23 protein-coding genes are annotated in these 25959 nt (G+C 59.0%); 12 read left to right on the top strand and 11 right to left on the bottom strand.

Annotated elements, in window-relative coordinates; all coding sequences use genetic code 11:
- Positions 1–21: 21 nt before the first annotated feature.
- Positions 22–777 carry a methyl-accepting chemotaxis protein gene (locus tag ACZRKZ_RS11670; RefSeq protein WP_463981829.1) on the top strand — a complete coding sequence of 252 codons (756 nt, stop codon included), beginning with the start codon at positions 22–24 and terminating at the stop codon, positions 775–777.
- On the opposite strand, the gene ACZRKZ_RS11665 is transcribed toward ACZRKZ_RS11670, so the two are convergent.
- Complete coding sequence (locus ACZRKZ_RS11665) at positions 774–1337, bottom strand: nitroreductase family protein (RefSeq protein ID WP_463966958.1); 564 nt, start codon at positions 1335–1337, stop codon at positions 774–776. The two genes, ACZRKZ_RS11670 and ACZRKZ_RS11665, sit on opposite strands and share 4 nt — an antisense overlap.
- Before the next feature lie 139 nt (positions 1338–1476).
- Between ACZRKZ_RS11665 and ACZRKZ_RS11660 the strand changes: the two genes are divergently transcribed.
- From ACZRKZ_RS11660 to ACZRKZ_RS11640, 5 genes are all read left to right on the top strand, one after another.
- The gene (locus ACZRKZ_RS11660) at positions 1477–2916 is read left to right on the top strand and encodes a di-heme oxidoreductase family protein (protein WP_463981661.1); all 1440 of its coding nucleotides are present in this window, start codon (positions 1477–1479) and stop codon (positions 2914–2916) included.
- A gap of 31 nt (positions 2917–2947) precedes the next feature.
- On the top strand, positions 2948–4012 hold the full coding sequence (locus ACZRKZ_RS11655) for an imelysin family protein (RefSeq protein WP_463981660.1): 1065 nt from the start codon (positions 2948–2950) through the stop codon (positions 4010–4012).
- 2 nt (positions 4013–4014) lie between these two features.
- The gene (locus tag ACZRKZ_RS11650; protein WP_463981828.1) at positions 4015–5112 is read left to right on the top strand and encodes a DUF1513 domain-containing protein; all 1098 of its coding nucleotides are present in this window, start codon (positions 4015–4017) and stop codon (positions 5110–5112) included.
- Between the two features lie 158 nt (positions 5113–5270).
- Complete coding sequence (locus ACZRKZ_RS11645) at positions 5271–6434, top strand: efflux RND transporter periplasmic adaptor subunit (protein ID WP_463981659.1); 1164 nt, start codon at positions 5271–5273, stop codon at positions 6432–6434.
- A gap of 3 nt (positions 6435–6437) precedes the next feature.
- The gene (locus ACZRKZ_RS11640) at positions 6438–9464 is read left to right on the top strand and encodes a multidrug efflux RND transporter permease subunit (RefSeq protein ID WP_463981658.1); all 3027 of its coding nucleotides are present in this window, start codon (positions 6438–6440) and stop codon (positions 9462–9464) included.
- Between the two features lie 377 nt (positions 9465–9841).
- On the opposite strand, the gene ACZRKZ_RS11635 is transcribed toward ACZRKZ_RS11640, so the two are convergent.
- From ACZRKZ_RS11635 to colR, 5 genes are all read right to left on the bottom strand, one after another.
- Positions 9842–10063, bottom strand: coding sequence for a hypothetical protein (locus tag ACZRKZ_RS11635; protein WP_463981657.1), 222 nt, complete (start codon positions 10061–10063; stop codon positions 9842–9844).
- Positions 10063–10779, bottom strand: coding sequence for a lipopolysaccharide kinase InaA family protein (locus tag ACZRKZ_RS11630; protein WP_463981656.1), 717 nt, complete (start codon positions 10777–10779; stop codon positions 10063–10065). The genes ACZRKZ_RS11635 and ACZRKZ_RS11630 overlap by 1 nt, the downstream gene beginning before the upstream one ends.
- 4 nt (positions 10780–10783) lie before the next feature.
- On the bottom strand, positions 10784–11464 hold the full coding sequence (locus ACZRKZ_RS11625; protein WP_133099638.1) for a methyltransferase domain-containing protein: 681 nt from the start codon (positions 11462–11464) through the stop codon (positions 10784–10786).
- Between the two features lie 190 nt (positions 11465–11654).
- Positions 11655–12935 carry a sensor histidine kinase gene (locus ACZRKZ_RS11620; protein ID WP_463966966.1) on the bottom strand — a complete coding sequence of 427 codons (1281 nt, stop codon included), beginning with the start codon at positions 12933–12935 and terminating at the stop codon, positions 11655–11657.
- Positions 12925–13608, bottom strand: coding sequence for a two-component system response regulator ColR (colR, locus tag ACZRKZ_RS11615; protein WP_133099640.1), 684 nt, complete (start codon positions 13606–13608; stop codon positions 12925–12927). The genes ACZRKZ_RS11620 and colR overlap by 11 nt, the downstream gene beginning before the upstream one ends.
- A 201-nt stretch (positions 13609–13809) precedes the next feature.
- On the opposite strand from colR, the gene ACZRKZ_RS11610 reads away from it, so the two are divergent.
- The gene (locus tag ACZRKZ_RS11610; RefSeq protein ID WP_463981655.1) at positions 13810–15759 is read left to right on the top strand and encodes an LTA synthase family protein; all 1950 of its coding nucleotides are present in this window, start codon (positions 13810–13812) and stop codon (positions 15757–15759) included.
- A gap of 51 nt (positions 15760–15810) precedes the next feature.
- Positions 15811–16557: a phosphatase PAP2 family protein gene (locus ACZRKZ_RS11605; protein ID WP_463981654.1), complete on the top strand. Its 747-nt coding sequence runs from the start codon at positions 15811–15813 to the stop codon at positions 16555–16557.
- A gap of 126 nt (positions 16558–16683) precedes the next feature.
- On the opposite strand, the gene groL is transcribed toward ACZRKZ_RS11605, so the two are convergent.
- The 4 genes from groL to ACZRKZ_RS11585 all read right to left on the bottom strand — a co-directional run bounded on the left by groL (position 16684) and on the right by ACZRKZ_RS11585 (position 20195).
- Entirely contained in the window at positions 16684–18327 is a 1644-nt protein-coding gene (groL, locus tag ACZRKZ_RS11600; protein WP_133099644.1) for a chaperonin GroEL, read from the bottom strand.
- A 49-nt stretch (positions 18328–18376) separates the two neighbouring features.
- A complete protein-coding gene (locus tag ACZRKZ_RS11595) occupies positions 18377–18673 on the bottom strand; it encodes a co-chaperone GroES (RefSeq protein ID WP_133099645.1) in 297 nt (98 codons plus the stop codon).
- 247 nt (positions 18674–18920) lie between these two features.
- Positions 18921–19397, bottom strand: coding sequence for an FxsA family protein (locus ACZRKZ_RS11590; protein WP_149411917.1), 477 nt, complete (start codon positions 19395–19397; stop codon positions 18921–18923).
- Positions 19398–19463: 66 nt separating this feature from the next.
- Positions 19464–20195, bottom strand: a complete 732-nt coding sequence (locus ACZRKZ_RS11585) for a HugZ family pyridoxamine 5'-phosphate oxidase (RefSeq protein WP_463981653.1) — start codon at positions 20193–20195, stop codon at positions 19464–19466.
- Positions 20196–20269: 74 nt separating this feature from the next.
- Between ACZRKZ_RS11585 and ACZRKZ_RS11580 the strand changes: the two genes are divergently transcribed.
- Positions 20270–21028, top strand: coding sequence for an SDR family oxidoreductase (locus ACZRKZ_RS11580; RefSeq protein WP_463966969.1), 759 nt, complete (start codon positions 20270–20272; stop codon positions 21026–21028).
- Between the two features lie 14 nt (positions 21029–21042).
- Here the strand turns inward: ACZRKZ_RS11580 and ACZRKZ_RS11575 are convergent, their stop codons facing one another.
- Positions 21043–22050 (bottom strand): DUF481 domain-containing protein, encoded by a 1008-nt coding sequence (locus ACZRKZ_RS11575; protein ID WP_463966970.1) that lies wholly within the window; start codon positions 22048–22050, stop codon positions 21043–21045.
- A 164-nt stretch (positions 22051–22214) separates the two neighbouring features.
- Here ACZRKZ_RS11575 and ACZRKZ_RS11570 point away from each other — a divergent pair, with 164 nt between their 5' ends.
- From ACZRKZ_RS11570 to ACZRKZ_RS11560, 3 genes are all read left to right on the top strand, one after another.
- Positions 22215–22568, top strand: a complete 354-nt coding sequence (locus ACZRKZ_RS11570) for an MGMT family protein (protein WP_463966971.1) — start codon at positions 22215–22217, stop codon at positions 22566–22568.
- A gap of 42 nt (positions 22569–22610) precedes the next feature.
- Positions 22611–24143, top strand: a complete 1533-nt coding sequence (locus ACZRKZ_RS11565) for an AmpG family muropeptide MFS transporter (protein ID WP_463966972.1) — start codon at positions 22611–22613, stop codon at positions 24141–24143.
- Positions 24144–24242: 99 nt separating this feature from the next.
- Complete coding sequence (locus ACZRKZ_RS11560) at positions 24243–25958, top strand: proline--tRNA ligase (protein ID WP_133099651.1); 1716 nt, start codon at positions 24243–24245, stop codon at positions 25956–25958.
- Position 25959 lies beyond the last annotated feature (1 nt).

Genomic DNA, 25959 nt, shown 5'->3' with positions numbered 1-25959 from the left:
GCCCGCCAGACCAGCGAAGGCATGCAGGTGCAGTTCCGCGAGATCGACCAGGTGGCCACCGCGTCCAACGAGATGAGCGCCACCGCCCACGAGGTTGCCAACAGCGCATCCAGTGCCGCTAATGCCGCACGCGGTGCCGATCAGTCGGCGCGCGAAGGCATGCAGATCATCGAGCGCAGCACCCGCGACATCACCACCCTGGCCGAGGAAGTCAGCAAGGCCGTAACCGAAGTCGAAACCCTGGCGGTCAACAGTGAGCAAATAGGTTCAGTGCTGGAAGTGATCCGCAGCATCGCCGAACAGACCAACCTGCTGGCCTTGAACGCGGCGATTGAAGCGGCGCGAGCCGGGGAAAGCGGTCGTGGCTTTGCGGTGGTGGCCGATGAAGTACGCAACCTGGCCAAGCGCACCCAGGACTCAGTGGAGGAAATTCGCCTGGTGATCGAGCGCATCCAGAGTGGCACCCGTGGCGTGGTAGCAACCATGCATTCGAGCCAGAGCCAGGCGCAGAACAACGCCGGGCAGATCCATCAAGCGGTGCAGGCCCTGGGCAAGATCAGCGATGCCGTGACGGTGATCAGCGACATGAACCTGCAAATCGCCAGCGCCGCCGAGCAACAGAGCGCCGTGGCCGAAGAGGTCAATCGCAACGTCTCGGCGATCCGCACCGTGACCGAAACCCTCACCGGCCAGGCCACGGAGTCGGCGGCCATCAGCAGCCAACTCAATGCCCTGGCCAATCAGCAAATGAAGCTGATGGACCAGTTTCGGGTTTAAGCCCCGGTCCAGGCGCTGACAAACAGCGCAAGGTCTTCTTTTGGCGCCGTGCGCGGCGGGTTTTGCGGGGTGCCCAGGTAGAGGAAGCCGATGACTTCCTCGCCTTCGCCCAATCCCAAACCTTTAGCCACGTGGGCCGAGTAGGACAGCTCACCGGTGCGCCACACCGCGCCAATCCCCTGGGCATAGGCCGCCAGTAGAATCCCATGGGCCGCACAGGCCGCAGCCAAACGTTGCTCGGACTTCGGCACATTGAAGTGCTCCTGCAAGCGAGCAATCACCACCACCACCAGCGGCGCACGCAGCGGGCCGGCCTGGGCCTTGTCGACAAAGGCCTGGGGCGCTTCGGGATTTTGCAGGCGCGCGGCTTGAGCCAGCAGCGTACCCATTTGCTCACGGGCCGGGCCTTCCACGGTCAGAAAGCGCCAAGGCCGCAGTTGGCCGTGATCCGGCGCACGCATGGCCGCCGCGAACAGTACTTCGCGCTGCTCGGCGGTAGGGGCTGGCTCCAGCAGTCGCGGCACGGAAACACGGTTGAGCAAAGCGTCGAGAGCCTGCATTGGCCACCTCCAGAGAAAAATGTGCGGTCATTCTAGCGGGAATGAATCGGATACCACCAAACGATAATTGCTCTTATTCAATCCGCCCTGCCCTGTTAGACTTTGCGCCCTTGTTTTGACTGAACATCCAGGAAACCTGATGCCCCGTCCGCTTCTTCGCTTGCTTGCACTATTGATGGCCCTGGGCCTGAGTGCCTGCGATGACGCCCCGCCCCCAGCGTTTATAGAGTTCACTCAGGCCGAGCCGGGTGAAGCGCGGGCCGGTGGCAGCACCACGGTGAGGAAGTCCGATCAGAACGCGTTCTCCCTGCCGTCGGCCAACCTGTCGCCTACCCGGCGCCTGGATTTCAGTGTCGGTAACAGTTTCTTTCGCAGCCCCTGGGTGATTGCGCCGTCCACCACCACCGCACGGGATGGCCTGGGGCCGCTGTTCAATACCAATGGCTGCCAGAACTGCCATATCAAGGATGGCCGTGGCCACCCACCAACGACCGATGCGGTCAATGCCGTGTCGATGCTGGTGCGCCTGTCGATCCCCAACTCGCCACCGTACGCCAAGGTCATCGAGCAACTGGGGATTGTTCCCGAACCTGTCTACGGCGGGCAGCTACAAGACATGGCCGTGCCCGGTGTCACACCGGAGGGCAAGGTGCGGGTCGACTACACACCGATAAATGTCAGTTTCAAGGACGGCACCGTGGTCGAACTGCGTAAGCCGATTCTGCAGATCACCCAACTGGGCTACGGACCGATGCACCCGGACACGCGTTTTTCCGCGAGGGTTGCACCGCCAATGATTGGCCTGGGGTTGCTGGAAGCCATTCCCGACGCCGATATCCTGCAAAACGCTGGGAAACAGGCGGATAAAAACGGCGTGATAGGCCGGCCGAACTGGGTCTGGGACGACGCCCTGCAAAAAACCGTCCTCGGCCGATTTGGCTGGAAAGCCGGACAACCCAACCTTAATCAACAAAATGTTCACGCGTTCTCGGGTGATATGGGCCTGACCACCAGCCTGAGACTGTTCGATGACTGCACCGAGGCGCAAACTGCCTGCAAACAGGCGCCCAGCGGCAACGGCCCGGAGGGTGAGCCGGAAGTCAGTGATAACATCCTGCGCCTGGTCTTGTTCTACACCCGCAACCTGGCTGTGCCGGCCCGCCGTGACGTTGAGTCAGCGCAGGTGCTGGCCGGGAAAAACCTGTTTTATCAGGCCGGTTGCCAGTCGTGCCACACGCCGAAGTTCACCACGGCAAAAAATGCCGCTGAACCTGAACTGGCCAATCAAGTGATTCGCCCCTACAGCGATTTGCTGCTGCACGACATGGGCGACGGCCTCGCCGACAACCGTACCGAATTCCGGGCCAGTGGCCGCGACTGGCGCACGCCGCCGTTGTGGGGCATCGGCCTGACGCAAACCGTCAGCGGGCATACCCAGTTCTTGCATGACGGCCGCGCCCGCAACCTGCTTGAAGCCGTGCTGTGGCACGGCGGTGAAGCGCAGGCCGCGCAGCAGCATGTGCTGTCTTTTAACGCCGAACAGCGCGCCGCGTTGCTCACGTTCCTGAATTCTCTATAAGCTTTGCCCCACTTACAGAAGGGAGCTCGACATGTTCCGTCCCAAGTTGTTGTTCACCAGCCTTGCCGCCCTTGCCCTCGGCGCCTGTTCGCCCCAGGACCCGCAAGCGGTGACCTCGGCGGCCATCGCCAAGCAAGTGATCCTGCCGACCTACAGCCGCTGGGTCGATGCTGACCGGCAACTGGCCGTCAGCGCCCTGGCTTACTGTCAGGGTAACCAGTCCCTGGAAACCGCTCGTGCCGACTTCCTCCACGCGCAAAAAGCCTGGGCCCAGTTGCAACCGCTGCTGATCGGTCCATTGGCCGAAGGCAACCGAGCGTGGCAGGTGCAGTTCTGGCCAGACAAGAAAAACCTGGTAGGCCGGCAGGTGGAGCAACTGGTCACCGCCCAGCCGCAAATTGATGCTGGCGCCCTGGCCAAGTCCAGCGTGGTGGTGCAAGGCCTGTCGGCCTACGAATACATCCTCTACGACGCCAAGATCGATCTGGCCGATGACGCGCAGAAAGCCCGTTATTGCCCCTTGCTGACCGCCATCGGCGAACGGCAGAAACTCCTCGCCGAAGAGATCCTGTCGAGCTGGAACAGCACCGATGGGATGCTGGCGCAGATGACCAAGTTTCCTAACCAGCGCTACGCCGATTCCCACGAAGCCATCGCTGCCCTGTTGCAGGTGCAAGTGACCGCCCTGGACACCCTGAAGAAAAAACTCGGCACGCCCATGGGCCGCCAGACCAAGGGTATCCCACAGCCGTTCCAGGCCGATGCCTGGCGCAGCCAGTCGTCCCTGCAGAGCCTGGAGGCCAGCCTCGCAGCGGCCCAGACCGTGTGGGTCGGCGTCGACAATAAAGGCCTGCGCGGCCTGTTGTCGGCCGATCAGAAGCCTTTGGCCGACAAGATCGACGCCGCCTATGCCGCGTCCTTGAAACTGTTCGCCAGCAACCAGCGCTCGCTGAATGAATTGCTGGCCGATGACGCCGGGCGCCAGCAACTCAACAACATCTATGACAGCCTCAACGTCGTCCACCGCCTGCACGAAGGCGAACTGGCCAAGACGCTGGGCATCCAACTGGGCTTTAACGCCAACGACGGTGACTGATGATGCTCAGGCGACAGGCTTTGGCCATCGGCAGCGTGCTGCTCAGTGCAATTACCCTGGGTGGTTGGACGCTGTTCAAGCAGAAGGGTAAAGGCCCGCGGCTGCTGTCGGCGCGCGATGACAGTGATGGCAAGCACTACGCCGTCGGCTATCGTCTGGACGGTACACAGGTATTTGCCACCCAAGTGAGCCAGCGCTGCCACGACATCATCAATCACCCGACGCTGCCCATTGCGCTGTTTGTCGCCCGTCGCCCGGGTACCGAAAGCTACCTGATCGACTTGCGTGACGGTGCGCTCCTGCAAACCATCACCTCCAACGCCAATCGCCACTTCTATGGCCACGCGGTCATTCACAAGAGCGGCGACTGGCTGTACGCCACGGAAAACGACACCTCAGATCCCGGTCGCGGCCTGCTCGGCGTGTACAAGTTCGAAGGCGAGCGGCTGGTGCACAGCGGCGAGATTTCCACCCATGGCATCGGCCCGCATCAGGTGTCGTGGATGCCCGACGGCGAAACCCTGGTGGTGGCCAACGGCGGCATTCGCACTGAGGCCGAAAGCCGGGTCGAAATGAACCTCAATGCCATGGAGCCGAGCCTGGTACTGATACAGCGTGACGGCACCCTGCTGAGCAAGGAAACCCTGCCCCAGCAGATGAACAGCGTGCGGCATATGGGGATCGCCAGCGATGGCACCATCCTCGCCGGGCAGCAGTTCATGGGGCCATCCCATGAGCGTTCCGAGCTGTTGGCAATCAAACGGCCAGGGCAGCCTTTGGTGGCGTTCCCGGTGGCCGACGAGCAGTTGCAGGCCATGGGGCATTACACCGCCAGCGTCGCCGTGCACAGCGAGTTGCGCCTGGTAGCGCTGACGGCGCCACGGGGCAACCGCTTTTTTATCTGGGACATGGACACCGCACAATTGCGCCTGGACGGGCCGTTGCCGGACTGTGCCGGCGTCGGTGCGGTGGCGGACGGTTTTGTTGTGACATCCGGCCAGGGCCGCTGCCGTTTCTACGATTGCCGGCAAGAACAGTTGCAGGCAAAGCCGTTGGAATTGCCGGCAGGGCTCTGGGACAACCATCTGCATTTGATCTGACATCAATACAGGGTCTGTAGGACGTTCTCCACCCCGTGATGGGAACGTTCCTGCCACCTATCTCTGTCAAAATTACCAGTTGGAATCCCCCAAAAAGTCGGTGTAATGTGCCGACTTGTCTGTCTTCGTCTGTCCCAGTTTTTCCAAGGAATCGGAATATGCTGCGCCGTCGCATGCTGATCATGTTGGGTGTCGTCCTGTTAATCGTCCTGCTGCTGGCGGGCTATAAAGCCTTCTCCATTTATCAGCAGGTCCAGGTCTTTTCCGCGCCAAAACCGCCCGTCAACGTGGCGGTGGCGACGGCTGTCGAACAACCATGGCAACAACGCCTGCCGGCAGTGGGCACGCTCAAGGCCTTGCAAGGGGTCAATCTGAGCCTGGAAATTGCTGGCACCGTCAAGGCCGTGCAGTTCGAGTCCGGGCAGAAGGTCAAGGCCGGCCAGCCTCTGGTGCAACTGGACAGTGCAGTGGAAAGCGCCCTCCTGGAAACCGCCCAGGCTGACCTGGGCCTGGCGCAACTGGACTTCGGCCGTGGCAGCCAACTCGTGGGCAGCCAGGCGATCTCCAAGGGCGAGTTCGACCGGCTCTCGGCGCAACTGCAAAAAAACAAGGCCACGGTCAACCAGCTCAAGGCATCACTGGCCAAGAAGCACATCGTCGCGCCGTTCAGCGGCACCATCGGTATTCGCCAGGTGGACGTCGGCGACTACCTGGCCAGCGGTACGGTGACCGCCACATTGCAGGACATTAGCAGCCTGTACGTCGACTTCTACATCCCCGAACAATCGGTCCCCAAGGTCGCGGTCGGTCAGGCCGTCCAGGTGGAAGTTTCTGCCTGGCCAAAGCAGAACTTCCCCGGCACCATCAGCGCCATCAACCCGAAGGTCGAGAACAGCACCCGCAACGTGCTGGTGCGCGCTACCCTGGCCAATCCCGACAGCAAATTGCTGCCGGGCATGTTCACCAGCCTGCAGGTACTGCTGCCGAACCCGGCGCCGCAGATCGTGGTGCCGGAGAGCGCGATTACCTACACCCTTTACGGCAACTCAGTGTACGTCGTAGCCCAGAAAAAGGCTGAAGACGGCACGCTGGAGAAGGATGCCAATGGCCAGCCGGTGCTGATCGCCGAGCGGCGGTTCGTCGAGACTGGTGAGCGTCGCGGTGGCCTGGTCCTGGTGGCCAAGGGGCTCAAGGATGGCGAGCAAGTGATCAGTGCCGGCCAGATCAAACTGGACGCCGGCACCCACATTGCCATCAGCCCGGACAAGAACCTGCCGGCCGATCCTGGCCAGTCTCCACGCACCGACGGTGCAAGGAACTGAGCCATGAAGTTCACCGACACGTTCATCCGTCGCCCCGTGTTGGCCATGGTGGTCAGCCTGCTGATTGTATTGCTGGGTTTCCAGGCCTACAGCAAGCTGCCGCTGCGCCAGTACCCGTCCATGGAAAACGCCCTGATCACCGTGACCACGGCGTATCCCGGCGCCAATGCCGAAACCATCCAGGGCTATATCACGCAACCGTTGCAGCAAAGCCTGGCGAGCGCCGAAGGCATCGACTACATGACGTCGGTCAGTCGCCAGAACTTCTCAGTGATCTCCATTTATGCCCGCATCGGCGCCAACAGCGACCGACTGTTCACCGAGTTGCTGGCCAAGGCCAATGAGGTCAAGAACAAACTGCCCCAGGACGCCGAAGACCCGGTGCTGAGCAAGGAAGCCGCCGACGCTTCGGCGCTGATGTACATCAGCTTCTCCAGCCAGGAACTGAGCAACCCGCAGATTACCGATTACCTGTCGCGGGTGATCCAGCCCAAACTCGCCACCCTGCCCGGCATGGCCGAAGCCGAGATCCTCGGCAACCAGGTATTCGCCATGCGCCTGTGGCTGGACCCGGTCAAGCTCGCAGGCTTCGGCTTGAGCGCCAGCGACGTCACCGATGCGGTGCGCCGCTACAACTTCCTCTCCGCTGCCGGCGAGGTGAAGGGCGAGTATGTGGTCACCAGCATCAACGCCAACACCGACCTCAAGTCCGCCGAAGCCTTCGCCGCCATCACCCTGAAAACCGACGGTGACAGCCGCGTGCTGCTCAGCGACGTAGCGCGGGTGGAGATGGGCGCGGAGAACTACAACGCCATCAGTTCCTTTGGCGGCACCCCGTCGGTGTACATCGGCATCAAGGCCACCCCCAGTGCCAACCCGCTGGACGTGATCAAGGAAGTGCGCAAGATCATGCCGGAGCTGGAGTCCCAGCTACCGCCCAACCTCAAGGCGGAAATCGCCTACGACGCCACGCTGTTTATTCAGGCGTCGATCAATGAGGTGGTGAAAACCCTGTTCGAAGCAGTGCTTATCGTGATCGTCGTGGTTTTCCTGTTCCTCGGCGCGCTGCGTTCAGTGGTGATTCCAGTGATCACCATTCCGTTGTCGATGATTGGCGTACTGTTTTTCATGCAACTGATGGGCTACTCGATCAACCTGCTGACGCTGCTGGCAATGGTATTGGCCATCGGCCTGGTGGTGGACGATGCGATCGTGGTGGTGGAGAACATCCATCGGCATATCGAAGAAGGCAAGACACCGCTGGATGCTGCACTAGAGGGCGCCCGGGAAATTGCCCTGCCGGTGGTGTCGATGACCATCACCCTGGCGGCGGTCTATGCGCCGATTGGCTTTCTGGAGGGGCTGACCGGAGCGCTGTTCAAGGAGTTCGCCCTGACCCTGGCCGGCGCGGTGGTGATTTCCGGCATTGTTGCACTGACCCTGTCGCCGATGATGTGCGCGCTGCTGTTGCGCCATGATGAAAACCCCACGGGACTGGCTCATCGCTTGGACCGTACCTTCGAAAGCCTCAAACGGCGCTACCAGAGCGCCCTGCACGGCACCTTGAACACCCGGCCAGTGGTGGTAGTGTTCGCGTTGATCGTGCTCTGCCTGATTCCGGTGTTCCTCAAGTTCACCCAGTCGCAACTGGCCCCCGATGAGGATCAGGGCATCATTTTCATGATGGCCAGCGCCCCGCAGCCGACCAACCTCGATTACCTCAACACTTACACCGATGAGTTCATCAAGATCTTCAAGGAGTTCCCGGAGTACTACTCCTCGTTCCAGATCAACGGCTTCAACGGCGTGCAATCAGGCATCGGTGGTTTCCTGCTCAAACCGTGGAATGAGCGCAGCCGCACCCAAATGCAAATCCTGCCCGAAGTGCAGAAACGCCTGGCAGACATTCCCGGCCTGCAAGTATTCGGCTTCAACCTGCCCTCCCTCCCCGGCACCGGCGAAGGATTGCCCTTCGGTTTCATCATCAACACGCCCAACGACTATGAATCCCTGCTGCAAGTGGCCGACCGGGTGAAAAAACGCGCCATGGAGTCGGGCAAGTTTGCCTTTGTCGACATCGACCTGGCCTTCGACAAACCGGAAGTGGTGGTGGATATCGACCGCGCCAAGGCGGCGCAAATGGGTGTATCGATGCAGGACCTCGGCGGCACCCTGGCGACATTGCTGGCGGAAGCGGAAATCAACCGTTTCACCATCGACGGCCGCAGTTACAAGGTGATTGCCCAGGTAGAGCGGGCTTATCGGGACAACCCGCAGTGGCTGAGCAACTACTACGTAAAAAATACCCAAGGCGAACTGTTGCCGCTGTCGACCCTGATTACCATCACAGACCGGGCGCGACCGCGACAACTGAACCAGTTCCAGCAGCTCAACTCGGCACTGATCTCCGGTTTCCCCATTGTCAGCATGGGTGAGGCCATTGAGACCGTGCGCCAGATTGCCATTGAAGAAACCCCGCCCGGATACGCCTTCGACTACAGCGGTGCCTCACGCCAGTTCATCCAGGAAGGCAGCGCCCTTTGGGTCACCTTCGCTTTGGCGCTGGCGATCATCTTCCTGGTGCTGGCGGCGCAGTTCGAGAGCTTCCGCGATCCTCTGGTGATTCTGGTGACGGTGCCTCTGTCGATTTGTGGGGCATTGATTCCGCTGTTCCTCGGTTGGTCGAGCATGAATATCTATACCCAGGTGGGGCTGGTGACCTTGATCGGGTTGATCAGCAAGCACGGGATTTTGATCGTCGAATTCGCCAACCAGTTGCGTAAGGACAAGGGGCTTACAGCACGAGAGGCGGTGGAAGAAGCCGCAGCGATTCGCTTGCGGCCGGTATTGATGACTACGGCGGCGATGGTGTTTGGCATGGTGCCGCTGATCTTCGCCACCGGGGCGGGGGCGGTAAGCCGGTATGACATCGGGATGGTAATTGCGACGGGGATGTCGATTGGAACGTTGTTTACGTTGTTTGTGTTGCCGTGTGTTTATACGTTGCTGGCTAAGGCGGATGAGGTCTGAGACGCCGCCCTTTTGGGGCCAATCCGCTTTCTGTAGGCTTGCCTGCGATGGGTTTACAGGCACCACGTTCATCCAGAAAACCCGCGTCATCGTTAACGGCCATCGCAGGCAAGCCAGCTCCTACAGGGATCCGCGTTTGCTTTTCATCACTCAGGTCGGCTACCAGGCCGCCGTGCTTTTGATCTTGATCTTAGGCGCCCCGTCAACCATGTGTCCGGTCCGTACAGCTTTTCAAAGCGACACGCCGTAGGGCGTAACCCTAAGCAGCCGTCACCCCAAAAATGGATATATACCCCAAACCCCAACCGTCAAACGCAACCCGAAAAAAAAGGCCTCACAAAACGAGACCTTTCATATGGGTTTCAATGATTTCAACGCTATGGCCTCATCCCTTGTGAAAGCCCGAACATAAACAGCAACAGCTGATGATCAGGCTGAACCACGGCATTCACCTTGGCGATTCTCGGCAACGGGCACTGCCCGCCACCATGCACCCCACTGAGGATTTCTGTACGTGGCAGCTCCCAGGTAGCCAGGGCCAGGGATGCAATCCCCAACGCCCCCAACAGAAATAAACCTCGTGCTATTTCTAGCCTCATTACGTTAAACCTTTGATAGCGCTGCCAAACGCCGTCTCGTAAAAATAGCTGAGTTTTTGCCAGTCGGAAGCGTTCCACGACGAATGGCGGCGCAATTGCAGCATGTCATGGGAGGCCGCCTGCCGAGCGGTCATGCGCTGGCGGCATTTCTCGAAATCCAGCAACGCCACTTCAACATTGGCCGCGTCGCCCTCACCGGTGACCTTGACAAAAATGTGCTTGATGTAGAGGCACCCATGCTGCCAGCGGCCTTTGTGCATACGTGCCAAGGTGCCAGCGAGTTCCTGCAGCAGGCGCTCATGCACCAACTCGCCATACTGTTCGCGGCCACCAGCGGCGTACCAGTTTTCGACTTCGTCGAAACCCTCCAGGGCTGCCGTCACCAGCAAGGCCTTCCATTGATGCTCTGGATCACGGCGTGCTTCGCAGAACACCAGCTCCGGCACCCGCACATCCAGCAAACGCAGACCCTTGAGGGCATCACGCTCGCGTAACACGGTAGGGCGTCCAAAAGGATGCAGCCAGCTGCGGTAGATATGGCCGGTCTGGCGCTTGCTATACAGCAAACGGCCATTGGTCCCAACCACACGTTGCACGCCACTTTCACCGCCACGGCGACGATTGGGTTCCTCGACCCATTCACCCTGCTGGCGCCAGAAATAATCAAATCGCTCCTCGGGAGCTACTTCACTACCTGCTACACACTCAACTGCCATCCTGTTACCTCTTACGCAATACATACACTCGCCACATGGCGTAGAGCGGAATGAAGTCCAAATGTTCCTGAACCCGGAAACCGGCTTGCTCGAACTCAGCCTCAACAGTAGCAGCCGGTAACACAAACCGATTTTGGTAACCTTCCTGCTCACCCTTATTGCGACGCCGTACCTCGGAACGCTTGCGCTTCCAGGCCTTGAAGTTGCCATCCACCCACAGCGAAATAATCACGCTGTCACGGGTAACACGCTGAAACTCCCGCAATATCGCCAGCCGGTGCTCGGGATCACCAATGTGGTGCATCAGGCGCATGCAAAAAATGCTGTCGACGGCGTTGTCTGGCAAATCAATATCAAAGGCAGATGTCTGCAAGGGCCGTACCCGTTTCACCACCTCGGCCGGTTGGGCCACTGTGGCAATCTTCAACATCGCTTCGGAGTTGTCGGCACCGATAATCACGCGGTTGGGTTTTTCCGCCAGCAATGGCCAGAAACGCCCGGCGCCACACGGCAGGTCCAGCACCAGGCCAGGCTCACCCGCCATGGCCAGCGCACCGCGTGCCAATTGCTCATCGCGTTTGTGGGACAGTCGACGAGCCAGATTGTCCTGATGCTTGAGCAAATAATTCTGCGCATGCTGCTCATCGTACTTTTCGGAAAATTCAAGCTTGATTGGGGTAACCATCAGCGGGTCTCCTGTACTGATGCCTACGACCTTAAGCGGCGGAGTGTCATCCTCAGGTCAACCCTTTGTGAAAAAAATGTCCCGTCTAACGGTAAAACATTACAAAGTTTTACAGGCAAAAGTCATAGCATGGGGCCATCTTCGTCGAACAAGCTGAAATCTGCCCCTGAGAATAGGGGCAGGAAAGGGATCAGGATTTGACCGGATTCAACTCAACATGGAACCGGCAGCCATTGGGCTCCATGGTGCTGAGGCTGACGGTCCAACCCTGGTTTTCGCAGATCCGCTGAACCAGCGACAAGCCCAGCCCGAGGCCTTCGCCGCGCTTTTCGTTACCGCGCACAAAGGGCTCAAACATCGCTTCGCGCTTGTCTTCGGGAATACCCACGCCAGTGTCTTCCACTACGAACCCTGTGGGTTCCAGGGTCAGGCGGATAAAACCCTGTTCGGTGTAATGCAGGGCATTGCGCAGTAGGTTGCCCATGACCGCATGCAGGAACGTGGCGTTGTAGCGAGTACTTAGGGGATTGCCCGGCTGGTAGAACAATTCAATGCCTTTGCGCTCGATGGGACCGCGCCAGATTCCCAACAGATCCTCGGCCACCTGCGTGAGACCGACCTGGGGCGACATGCTGGCGTCTTCCCGTTGGGTACGGGCCAGCATCAGGAACGTCTGCACCAGTTCGCTCATCTCTTCACAGGCACGGGCAATACGCTCGACCTGACTGCGAGCGCGGGAATCAATGGCCGGGTTCTCCAATAGCAATTCACAGGAACTGGCCAGCACCATCAATGGCGTGCGCAATTCGTGGCTGACATCGCTGGTAAACATCCGCTCCCGGGTGAGCGCCTGCCGCAGGCGGCCGAGGGTGGCGTCAAACGCCACCGCCAACTCCCCCACTTCATCAGCGGCATAGTCCGGGGCCAATGGCGGCGCCAAACCAAGCAATTGGTCACGATGACGAACCTGGCGAGCCAGGCGCACCACCGGTGCCATCACCTTGCGTGCCAGGACCCAGCCAAGAAACACGGCCAGCGCCAGGCTGAGAACAAAACCTACCAGCACCACGGCAAACAGCACGCGCTCGCGCTCTTCGAAGTCGCTCTGGTCTTGCAGCAGGACATAACGGCGGCCGTCAACGATCTCGACCATGGCGTGATACGACAGCTGTTCGCGAAACACCTCGTGAAAACCTGAGTCCAGGTGACGCAAATCCTTGGGCAGTTCGAAATCCCCGTGCCCACCGCTGAAATAGAACAACTGGTCCGGCTCGGGCCGATGCCGCCAATCTTCAACGCTGTCCATCAGCAGCAGCCGTTGCAGATCGCCACCCAACCCCGCTGAAATCAGTTTTTCTTCCACCAGGTGTACGGTGGCAATGATGCCCATGGCGAAGGCCCCTGCCACCAGCGCGCTCATCAGCGCAAAAGCAATGATGATCCGCTGGGCAAGGCTTTGCTTAAACTCCATCTCGGCCCTCAACCAGGCGATAACCCACACCGTGCACCGTTTGCAGCAACGGCTTGGCGAAGGGTTTGTCGATCACTTGGCGCAATTGGTGGACATGGCTGCGCAAGCTGTCGCTGTCTGGGCAATCGTCGCCCCACAAGGCTTCCTCGAGAATTTCCCGACGCAACACATGGGGACTTTTCTGCATCAACACCGCCAGCAATTTCAGGCCCACCGGGTTGAGCTTGAGCAGGCGCCCTTCGCGGGTTACCTCCAGTGTGTCGAGGTCGTAGGCCAGGTCGCCCACTTGCAGGGCACGACGCCCCCCGCCTTGGGCGCGACGCAGCACCGCCTCGATGCGCGCTGCCAGTTCCGACAGGGCGAACGGCTTGAGCAGGTAGTCATCAGCGCCAGACTTGAAGCCTTGAAGCCGGTCATCCAACTGGTCGCGGGCCGTCAGCATGATCACCGGCGTGTCGCGACGGGCGTCTTCGCGCAGGCGTTTGCACAGGGTATAGCCATCGATGCCTGGCAGCATGATGTCGAGAACGATCAAGTCGTAATGCTCGGTAGCGGCCAGGTGCAGGCCCGACAAGCCGTCCTGCGCACAGTCGACGGTGTAACCCTTTAGCCCCAGGTAATCGGCCAGGTTGGCCAGAATATCGCGGTTGTCTTCAACCAATAAAATTCGCATGGGCAGTGTCTCCGTACGCGGTAACGGCCGTGTTGGCTCGCGCAGCTTAAGGCCAAGTATGGCCCACGGCTAGGCCTGAACGAGCAACTGATTAAGGGTTTCAACCAATTGAATGGATTAACGAGTTTTTCACTATCGGTTCACAAACCGACCACAGTGTCAGGCGGAAGATCGCCGCCCATCGATATAAGGAACATGGACATGGGCTTTCCCAAGACAGCGCCAATGCGTTATTTGTTGTTGGTGACCGGCGCCTGGCTGGTCATCTTTCTTCTGACGCGCAGCGTACTGCTCATCAGCCACCTGGATGAAGTCAGCGGTAACCTGCTGCCGGTGTTTGGCGTGGGCCTGCTTTACGACCTGGGCTTTCTGGCCTACGCCGCCCTGCCCCTGGGGCTGTATCTACTGCTGTGTCCACCGGCGTTATGGCGCCGCCGTGGCCACCGCTGGTTTCTGCAAGGCGTGCTGACAGTCAGTTTGTTCGCCATGCTGTTCACGTCAGTGGCGGAATGGCTGTTCTGGGATGAGTTCGGTGTGCGCTTCAACTTTATCGCCGTCGATTACCTGGTGTACTCCAATGAGGTACTGAACAACCTGCTGGAGTCTTACCCGATCGGCAAACTGCTGAGCCTGCTGGCGATGCTGGCGATTGTGTTGAGCCTGGCGTTACGCAAACCGTTCAACACAGCACTCGATTCCCCCCTTCCGGTGATGCGTGGCCGCTTGCTCAACGCGCTGGGTTTACTGGTTATCGTCGGTCTGAGCCTGCAACTGATCAGCCAGGACAACCCGCGTGCCCAGGGTGGCAACGCTTACAATAACGAACTGGCAAGCAACGGCCCGTATCAGTTCTTCGCCGCGTTCCGTAACAACGAGCTCGATTACACGCAGTTCTATAAGAGTCTGCCGTCCGATGTCGTCGCCAAGCAATTGCGCGCAGAACTCAGCGAACCCAATGCACGCTTTATCGGCAGCGATACACTGGATATCCGCCGTGCCATCGACAACCCTGGCACGTTGCGCAAGCCCAATATCGTGTTGGTGACCATCGAAAGCTTCAGCGCCAAATACATGGGCAGCAACGGTGACGGGCGCAACCTGACGCCCAACCTCGACGCACTGCGCCAGCAAAGCCTGTATTTCAACAATTTCTACGCCACCGGCACGCGTACCGATCGCGGCCTGGAGGCCATTACCTTGGCCATTCCGCCAACGCCTGGGCGTTCGATCGTCAAGCGTATCGGCCGGGAGAGCGGTTTTGCCAGCCTTGGCCAGCAACTCAACGCCATTGGTTACGACAGCGTGTTTGTTTACGGCGGGCGCGGCTACTTCGACAACATGAACGCGTTTTTCAGCGGTAATGGTTATCGGGTGGTGGACCAGAGCAGCGTCGACGAAGCGCAAATCTCCTTCAAAAATGCCTGGGGCATGGCCGACGAAGACCTCTATAAACAGACGTTAAAACTGGCAGACGCCAATTACGCCAAGCAGCAACCGTTTCTGCTGCAACTGATGACCACTTCCAACCATCGTCCTTATACCTACCCGGACGGGCGCATAGACATCAAATCGGGCAACGGTCGCGACGGTGCGGTGAAATACACCGACTACGCCATCGGCCAGTTCCTGGAGGCCGCACGCCAGAAACCGTGGTTCGACAACACTATCTTTATCTTTGTCGCTGACCACACTGCTGGCAGCGCAGGCAAGGAAGACTTGCCTATCAGCAACTACCAGATACCGCTGCTCATCTATGCACCAAAACTGATCGAGGCCCGTGAAAGCGCGCAACTGGCCAGCCAGATCGACATCGCACCGACATTGCTGGGCCTGCTTAACCTGAGTTACGAATCGACATTCTTTGGCCGCAACCTGCTGCAAGACAACTCGCTGCCGCCCCGTGTGGTGGTGGGCAACTATCAGCACCTGGGTTTGTTCGACGGCAAGGACCTGGCGATTCTCAGCCCGCGCCAAGGCCTGCGTCGCCATGACCAGGCCCTGGGTGAGAGCCAAGAGTCACGCGTGGGCAGCAATGACCCGCTGATTCAGCGGGCCATCACCTACTACCAGGCCGCCAGTTATGACTTCAAACATCAACTACTAAGCTGGAAGGGCCCCAAGGACGCGGCCCCCCAGTTAAGCACACGCTAACCAAAATGCTCCGGGCAGGTCAGTCCGGAGCTTTCAATACTAGGGTCTGCCATGTCTTCAACCGTCTTGCGCCCAGCTTCCAAGCCCCTCAATTTTTGGCTGTACCTGGGAGTACCCGCCACTGCGGCGGTGATTTTGCTGCTGCTGGAACTGACGTCACTGGACATGAGCCTGGCCAAACTGTTTTACAGCGCAGCAGACGGCGGCTTTATTGGCCGATACAGTTTTTTCCTTGAAGACATCCTCCACGACCGCGCCAAACAACTGGTCATCCTGTTCTCGGTGCTGGCCATACTGGGCTTTGTCGGCGCGCTCATTCTTGAGCGACTCAAACCCTACCGACGCGAACTGGGCTGCCTGGTACTGTCTCTGGGCCTGTCCACCTCATTCGTTTCCCCGCTGAAAGTGGTCACCGCCGTGCAGTGCCCCTGGAGCCTCAAGGAGTTTGGCGGCAAGGAAACCTACAGCGCACTGCTGAGCGCCCGACCGCAAACCGACAAGCCCGGGCGCTGCTGGCCTGGAGGTCACGCGGCCACGGGGTTTACCTTGTTTGCCCTGTTCTTTGTGTTACGCGATCGCCGACCACGCCTGGCACGCAAGGCGCTTATCCTGGCATTCGGGTTGGGGGCGGTGCTCTCCATCAGTCGAATGATGCAAGGGGCGCACTTCTTTTCCCATAACGTCTGGACAGCGATCTTTTGCTGGCTGATCTGCTTGGGGACGTATTACTTTTTGCTGTATCAGCGTGGAGAAAAGGCCGAGCAAGTTATTCAGGGAAAGATCGTGAGAACGACTTGAGGCCAACAGATCGTCGATATGTCGTCCTGCTGACGTCCACATAACGGGCCATTAAACCCTCGGCCATAAAAAAGCCCCGCCTGCATCACTGCAGGCGGGGCTTTTCAGTATCGGGGTAAGGCTGGCTTACATCATGCCGCCCATGCCACCCATACCGCCCATGTCTGGCATACCGCCGCCAGCTGGTTGGTCATTCGGAGCTTCAGCGATCATGGCTTCGGTGGTCAACATCAAGCCGCCAATGGACGCCGCAGCCTGCAGAGCAGAGCGAGTCACTTTGGTAGGGTCAAGGATGCCCATCTCGATCATGTCGCCGTATTCGCCGGTAGCAGCGTTGTAACCGAAGTTACCCGAACCCTGCTTGACCTTGTCGACTACTACGCTTGGCTCGTCACCGGAGTTGGCAACGATCTGACGCAGTGGAGATTCGATTGCGCGACGCAGTACAGCAATACCTACGTCCTGATCAGCGTTCTCGCCTTTCAGATCGCTGATGGCTTGCAGAGCGCGAATCAGCGCTACGCCACCGCCAGGTACCACGCCTTCTTCAACGGCTGCACGGGTAGCGTGCAGGGCGTCTTCAACGCGGGCTTTCTTCTCTTTCATTTCGACTTCGGAACCAGCGCCAACCTTGATCACTGCAACGCCGCCGGACAGCTTGGCCAGACGTTCTTGCAGTTTTTCACGGTCGTAGTCGGAAGTGGTATCAGCCACTTGCGAACGGATCTGGGTCACACGGGCCTGGATGTCAGCTTCAACACCAGCGCCGTCGATGATGGTGGTGTTTTCCTTGGACAGGATCACACGCTTGGCATTACCCAGGTGTTCCAGGGTAGTGCTTTCCAGGCTCAGGCCGATCTCTTCGGAGATAACGGTACCGCCAGTCAGGACAGCGATGTCCTGCAGCATAGCCTTGCGACGGTCGCCAAAGCCTGGGGCTTTGACGGCAGCAACTTTAACGATGCCACGCATGTTGTTCACAACCAGAGTCGCCAGGGCTTCGCCTTCAACGTCTTCGGCCACGATCAGCAGTGGACGGCCGGCTTTGGCAACGGCTTCCAGTACTGGCAGCATTTCGCGGATGTTCGAGATCTTTTTGTCGACCAGCAGGATCAGCGGGCCGTCGAGCTCGGCAACCATGGTGTCCGGCTTGTTGATGAAGTACGGGGACAGGTAGCCACGGTCGAACTGCATGCCTTCAACAACCGACAGTTCGTTTTCCAGGCCCGAGCCTTCTTCAACGGTGATCACGCCTTCTTTACCGACTTTTTCCATGGCTTCGGCAATGATGTCGCCGATGGAGCTGTCGGAGTTGGCCGAGATGGTGCCGACCTGAGCGATAGCCTTGGTGTCAGCGCATGGCTTGGACAGGGACTTCAGCTCTTTGACAATGGCGATGGTCGCCTTGTCGATGCCGCGTTTGAGGTCCATCGGGTTCATGCCGGCAGCGACGGCTTTCAGGCCTTCGTTGACGATCGATTGAGCCAGGACAGTAGCGGTGGTGGTGCCGTCGCCTGCGTCATCGTTGGCACGGGAGGCAACGTCTTTGACCAGTTGCGCGCCCATGTTTTCGAAGCGATCTTTCAGCTCGATTTCCTTGGCAACGGAAACGCCGTCCTTGGTGATGGTCGGAGCGCCGAAGCTCTTCTCGATGATCACGTTACGGCCTTTAGGGCCCAGGGTCGCTTTTACTGCGTCAGCCAGGACGTTGACACCGGCGAGCATTTTCTTACGGGCGGAATCGCCGAATTTAACTTCTTTAGCAGCCATGATCGATATTCCTTAAATACTTTGTAGTAACGGGAAAATGAGCGGGGAATCAGTCTTCCAGAACAGCGAGAATCTCGTTCTCAGCCATTACCAGCAGGTCTTCGCCGTCGATTTTCACAGTGTTGCTGCCGGAGTAAGGGCCGAATACAACCTTGTCACCCACTTTCACGGCCAGCGCACGTACTTCACCGTTTTCCAGCTGCTTGCCTGGACCAGCAGCGAGAATCACACCGTGGTTGGCTTTTTCAGCAGCCGAACCTGGCAGAACGATGCCGCCAGCGGTTTTCTTTTCTTCTTCACTGCGACGGATGACGACGCGGTCATGCAGAGGACGAAGCTTGCTCATTGTCGATCTCTCCTAATTGTGTTTTTCATCGGCCGGTGTCAATACCGGCAGGTTAAATTCCGGCGATGCCGGTCGCGGCTCGCTGGGCGAATCGCGGAAGTCTGTCTGGTGTCGCCACCAGAAACCTTGCGGTGACCGTTACATAAGGGCGCATAAGCTTATTACAAGGCTTGGCGACGAAAATTTTCGTGATAGCCATGCACTTAAAAACAACACGGCCCCCAAAGGCGCCGTGCCAATCACGCAGTTACTTGGAGTCGCGGTGTTCGAACTCACCTTCGATCACATCACCCTCGCGCCCCAGCGGCTGGCGCGGCACCGGGCCGCCACGGGATTGCAGGTCATCAGCGAAGGCGCGCTGGCGGATTGCTGCTTCTTCGGCACGCTGGCGCATCTTGCCTGCCAACAGTCGACGGGTGATCGGCAACAGCATGATCAGGCCAACCACGTCGCTGACAAAACCTGGCAGGATCAGCAGGCCGCCACCCAAGGCCATCATCAGGCCTTCGAGCATGGTCTGGGCTGGCAGTTCGCCGCGATTCAAGCTTTCACGGGCACGCAATGCGGTGGCCAGGCCGGCGATGCGAAGCACAAGTACGCCAAGCATCGAGCCGAGAATAATCAGCAGCAGGGCCGGGAAAAACCCGATAGCCCCGCTGACCTTGACGAATACGAACAGCTCCAACACCGGGAACAGCAGAAAGAGCAATAAAAAAGGGCGCATCAAATGGTTCCTCAACGCAAGAATGCCTTGCTACTCCACCTTAGATGACGTCGTCGTTTCGTGAATTCAAGCGTCGGCGGCCGTTTTTTTCGGCCATTCTTCGGCGTGAGCCAGGAAAACCAAGGCCTCGCGCACTTGTGTCGGCGTGTTGCACGTCTCGGCAAACGGTAGCCAGTAGACGCCCTGACCAACGCGCAAGTGCATGCCCTCGCTGTCGATACCGGCCAGTTGCGCAGGCTCCGATGTCGGCAAACCGGCCAGTTCGACATAGTGGGCAATGGCCTTGGTGTGATCGCTGTTCATGTGTTCAATCATGCTCAGCTCGGCTTTGCCGGCAAACGGGTTGGCCAGAGTCAGCTGATCGACCCAGTGGATTGCGCCGAAACCGCCGATATAACGGTGACGCACCGGTTTGAGTACCCAAAAATCAAAATCATGGGCCTTGTGGTAGTTCGCCGAGTCGGGGAAATAGCGGTAATAACGCTCGGCCGCCGCCGCAATGGATGCTTCATCCTCAAGTTTCTCGGCCTCGGCCAGGTACGTCAGGCGGCCAACAGCCTGGACATCCTCGGCCTCGCGCTCACCCACGAGCAGCGAACACTTGGGATCTTTTTGCAGGTTATGGGTGTGCTGGGCGATCCGGCTGATCAAGATCAGCGGCCGGCCCTCTTCGTCCAGGCAATAAGGCACCACCGAACCAAAAGGGAAGCCCGGCATGGCTTTGGATAGGGTGGCGAGTGCTCCCCGGTATTCCTTGAGCAGTAGTTCTCGGGCATTCTTGGCAATGTGCGCGCTCAACTTATGACTCCCTCGGTAAATTTCGTCAAAACCAGACTTGGGCAACCGCTTAATTCTGCTCACAGGACTTGCGAATGCATCTCAACGACAAAGTAATCATTATCACCGGCGGTTGCCAGGGTTTGGGCCGCTCCATGGCCGAGTATTTTGCGAGCAAAGGTGCCCACCTGGCGCTGGTGGACCTTAACCCGGAAAAACTCGATGCTGCGGTCACTGCCTGCAAGGCTCATGGCGTCAAGGCGCGTGCCTATCTGTGCAACGTGGCCGATGAAGAGCAGGTCACCCACACGGTGGCAAAAATCGCTGACGATTTTGGCGCGATCCACGGTTTGATCAACAACGCAGGGATCCTGCGCGATGGGCTGCTGCTCAAGGTCAAGGACGGCGAGATGATCAAGATGAGCCTGGCCCAGTGGCAAGCGGTCATTGATGTCAACCTGACCGGTGTGTTCCTGTGTACCCGCGAGGTGGCGGCGAAGATGGTCGAGTTGAAGAACCAGGGCGCCATCATCAACATTTCGTCGATTTCACGCGCCGGCAACGTTGGCCAGACCAACTACTCCGCCGCCAAGGCCGGTGTCGCTGCAGCCACCGTGACCTGGGCCAGGGAACTGGCGCGCTACGGCATCCGCGTGGCGGGGATTGCACCGGGCTTTATCGAAACCGAGATGACCCTGGGCATGAAGCCCGAGGCGCTGGAGAAGATGACCTCAGGTATTCCCCTCAAGCGTATGGGTCGGCCTGAGGAGATTGCCCATTCGGCGGCGTATATCTTCGAAAACGACTATTACACCGGACGGATTCTGGAATTGGATGGTGGGTTGCGGTTGTAAGGCCGCTTCCACATTTACCAGGTCACGCCAAAGCCTGCGGTATAGCGGGTTTTGCTCAAGTCGCTGTCCGAACCGCCACTGATAATGTCGCGCTCAGCCTTGAGATTAAGCGAAGCCCATTCGGTGACTTTGTAGCGCAGGCCCATTTCTGCATCGAGAGAGTAATCGGCAGGTCCTGCCAGGGGCTTGCCCAGTTCGCCGCTGGTGAAAAACTCGACCGTCTTGCCTACCAGGTAGCGGTTGTAGTCCCACTTCATGGCCAAGGAGTAGAAGTTGTCCTTGCCGCCATCCTGGTATTCATAGTCGGTGCGGTTAAGCAGCGAGCCAAGAGAGAAGGCGCCCAGTTCGTCATCCCAGAACTGATAGCCGGGACCGGTACCGACGGTGCGCTGACGAGTGAGGTCTTCGACCTTGTCGCGTTTGTAGTTTAGGCGACCCTGCCAGAACCACTGGTCGGTGATAAAACGGTCCAGGGCGTACTCGGCGCTCCAGTTATCAGTGGTGACCACGTCATTCTGGAACACGCGGTTGTACTCGCCTTCGGCAATATGCCGCCATTTGCCATGGCGGGCTGTGGTCTTGAAGCCCACGTCATAGTCATCGGTGTCTTTTTCCGCCCGCTGGTAGTCCAGCGCCACATCGACGTTGCCTTTCCACACCAGATCTTCGATCACAGGCTTGGGCTTGATGATTTGCTGAATGCTCGCCAACTCGACGGTTTTCGGCTCCTCGCCATTAGCCAGGATGACCTTGCCATCGTCGGCCGCGTGCAGGGACTTGGCTTTCTCGCCGGTGTAGGCGTCCTGTTTGACCAGCAACTCCTGGTCGCTTTCCAGGGTTTTCACCTGCTTCCAGTCCACCGGGATGGCGCCGGCGTATTCGGTCTGGATCAGCAGCTTTCCACCGTCGAAAACCTTGATTTTGCCGGTCAGGCGGTCACCATTTTTCAACCAGACGGTATCGGCGAGCAAGGGCGTAGAGGCGCTGAAAACAGCGAGGCAAAGCAGGGTTCTGGACAACATAAGCGGATGCGGGGCTCAAATTTGGCGAAAAAAAGGGCAATATCGTGTTAGATAAAGTCTTAGCAAGGACAGACTCAAGTATCTGTATTGAGTTCAATTCTCAACGTCATCTTTACAGACGTGTCTTACAAAGAGACTGATAATTTCAACCGGATACGCCCAACGTGAACGAACCCACCGAAACCCCGCAAAGCCCCGCAGAGATTCGCCGCACTGCGCTTTACCTAACCCTTGCGCAGGTGCCCGAAGGTTGCGTGGTCAGTTACGGTGAGTTGGCGCAGCTGGCCGGGCTGGGCCGGGCGGCGCGCTGGGTTGGCCGCACCCTCAGCCAACTGCCCGACGACACCAGGTTACCCTGGCACCGAGTCGTCGCTGCCGGCGGTCGGATAAGTCTCCCGGTGGGCAGCGCATCAGGAGACGAGCAACGTGGGCGATTACGCAGCGAAGGGGTCAGTATCCTGAACAATCGCGTTGATATTCAGCGTCATGGCTGGCGCCCGGTAGAGCACAGCGGTTAGAGTGCGCGCTTTGTTTCCGTAATCTGAGGCAGACTACAGTCCATGCCCCGTAAAACCTGGCGCGCCGCGCTCGCCGCCTATGCCAGCCCCTCGACGTTAGTGCTGTTACTGCTCGGCTTTGCCGCCGGTCTGCCTTACATGTTGGTGTTCTCGACGCTCTCGGTCTGGTTGCGTGAGGCCGGCGTGGCCCGCGAAACCATCGGCTATGCGAGCCTGATCGGCCTGGCGTATGCCTTCAAGTGGGTCTGGTCGCCGCTGCTCGACCAATGGCGCCTGCCACTGCTGGGCAAGCTCGGACGTCGTCGTTCCTGGTTGGTACTGTCCCAGACGCTGGTGATCCTCGGATTAATCGGCATGGGTTTCTGCGACCCGCAAAAACACCTGTCCTGGCTGATCGCCATTGCCGTTATTGTCGCCTTCGCCTCGGCCACCCAGGACATCGCGGTGGATGCCTATCGCCTGGAAATCGCCGACGACAGCCGCCAGGCCGCGCTGGCCGCCTGCTATATGTCCGGTTACCGCATCGCCGCCCTGCTAGCCACCGCCGGTGCACTGTTTTTTGCCGAGGGCTTCGGCTCCACCGGCTTCAACTATAAGCATTCGGCGTGGACCGGCACCTATGTGCTATTTGGCATATTGATGGTCCCTGCCCTGCTGACCACGTTTTTTATACGCGAGCCGGACGTGCCATTGCGTACCCAGTTGCAGGCCGGGCGCTATAGTTTTGCCCACCAACTGATGTCTGTGTTCGTGTTGATTGTGTTGCTGGTGTCCGTGCCGGCCATGTTCACCCAGCTGTACAACACCGATTTCGCCAGCGTGCTGTTCGACGGCGTCAGCCTGCTCGACCTGCTGCTGGAGGACCGCGCATTTCTGCGGGCCATCCTCTATGTCTCCCTGACCGCACTGTGCCTCTCGGCGATGGGCCGCCGCGGCCTGGCGCCGGTGCTGACGCCGGTCAACGACTTTATCCTGCGTTATCGCTGGCAAGCCCTGCTGCTGCTGGGGCTGATTGCCACCTATCGCATGTCGGACACCGTGATGGGCGTGATGGCCAACGTGTTCTATATCGACCAGGGCTTTACCAAGGATCAGATTGCCAGCGTCAGCAAGATCTTCGGCCTGATCATGACCCTGCTGGGTGCTGGCATGGGCGGCCTGTTGATCGTGCGCTTCGGCATCCTGCCGATCCTGTTTATCGGCGGTATCACCTCAGCCGGCACTAACCTGCTGTTCCTGATGCTGGCGGACATGGGCGCCGACCTGCAGATGCTGATCTTCACCATTTCCCTGGATAACTTCAGCTCGGGCCTGGCGACGTCGGCGTTTGTCGCCTATCTGTCGAGCCTGACCAACCTGAAGTTCTCGGCGACGCAATATGCGCTGCTCAGCTCGATCATGTTGCTGCTGCCGCGATTGATCGGCGGTTACTCGGGGGTGATGGTGGAAAAGTTCGGCTATCACAACTTCTTCCTGATCACCTGCTTGCTGGGTGTGCCGACGCTGATCCTGATTGCCTTGCACTGGTTTCAGGAAAGCCGGCGAATTCGGTTGAACCCCCCGAAAGAAGAGTGACACAAGCCCGGCCCCAACAACCAGATGCCTGTACGTCGGCCGCAAGCGCCCGTACAATCCCAAGTCATTTCAAGTCCAAGCAACCGACAACGGCCTACCATGCGCACCAGTCAATATTTGCTCGCCACACAGAAAGAAACGCCTTCCGACGCGGTCGTGATCAGCCACCAGCTGATGCTGCGCGCCGGCATGATCCGCAAACTGGCCTCCGGCCTGTACACCTGGCTGCCCATGGGCTTGAAGGTGATGCGCAAGGTCGAAGCGATCGTTCGTGAAGAAATGAACGCCGCCGGCTCTCTAGAAGTGTTGATGCCGAGCACCCAACCGGCTGAGCTGTGGCAGGAATCCGGGCGCTGGGAAGAGTACGGCCCTGAATTGCTGCGCTTCAAGGACCGTCATGGCCGCGATTTCTGCGCCGGCCCGACCCATGAAGAAGTGATCACCGACCTGATGCGCAACGAGTTGAGCAGCTACAAACAGCTGCCCCTCAACCTGTACCAGATCCAGACCAAATTCCGTGACGAAATCCGCCCGCGCTTCGGTTTGATGCGCGGCCGTGAATTCATCATGAAGGACGCCTATTCGTTCCACGCTGACCTGCCATCCCTGCAGGTCACCTATGACCGCATGCACCAGGCCTACTGCAACGTATTCACTCGCCTGGGCCTGAAATTTCGCCCGGTTGAAGCGGACAACGGCTCCATCGGCGGCGCTGGCTCCCACGAGTTCCACGTACTGGCCGACTCCGGCGAAGACGATATCGCCTTCAGCAACGGTTCCGACTACGCGGCGAACATCGAGAAAGCCGAAGCCGTGCCACGGGAAACCTCCCGTCCTGCGCCAAGCGAAGAGCTGCGCCTGGTGGACACTCCCGAGACCAAAACCATCGCGGCCCTGGTGGAGAAGTTCAATCTACCGATTGAAAAGACCATCAAGACCCTGATCGTGCATGCCGAAGAAGAAGGCAAGCTGATCGCCCTGGTGATTCGTGGTGACCACGAACTCAACGAAATCAAAGCCTCCCAGCAGCCAGGCGTTGCCAGCCCGCTGGTCATGGCCAGCGATGCCGAACTGCGTGACGCCATTGGCGCTGGCGCCGGCTCCCTGGGCCCGCTGAACCTGCCGCTGCCAATCATCATCGACCGTTCGGTTGAGCTGATGAGCGACTTCGGTATCGGCGCGAACATCGATGACAAGCACTACTTTGGCGTCAACTGGGAGCGTGACCTGCCGGTTCCGACCGTGGCCGACCTGCGCAACGTAGTGGCCGGCGACCCGAGTCCGGATGGCAAGGGCACCCTGGAAATCAAGCGCGGCATCGAAGTCGGACACATTTTCCAGCTGGGCAACAAGTACAGCAAGGCGATGAAGTGCGAAGTGCTGGGTGAAAACGGCAAGCCTATCACCCTGGAAATGGGCTGCTACGGCATCGGCGTTTCCCGCGTGGTTGCCGCCGCCATCGAGCAGAACAACGACGAAAAAGGCATCATCTGGAGCGACGCACTGGCACCGTTCCAGATCGCCCTGGTACCGCTGCGCTACGAAACCGAGCAAGTACGCGAAGCCACCGACAAACTGTATGCCGAACTGACGGCCGCAGGTTTTGAAGTGCTGCTGGATGATCGCGACAAGAAAACCAGCCCAGGTATCAAGTTCGCCGACATGGAACTGATTGGCATCCCTCACCGGATCGTGGTCAGTGACCGTGGCCTGGCCGATGGCAATCTGGAATACAAGAGCCGGACCGAAGCCCAAGCCCAACCGCTGCCAGTGGCTGACGTACTGTCTTTCCTTCAGGCGCGTATTCGTCGCTGAA

The sequence above is a fragment of the Pseudomonas sp. c313 genome (genome assembly GCF_055407145.1).
The sequence above is the reverse complement of the archived record's forward strand: the minus strand, read 5'-3'. Positions and strand labels throughout refer to the sequence as shown.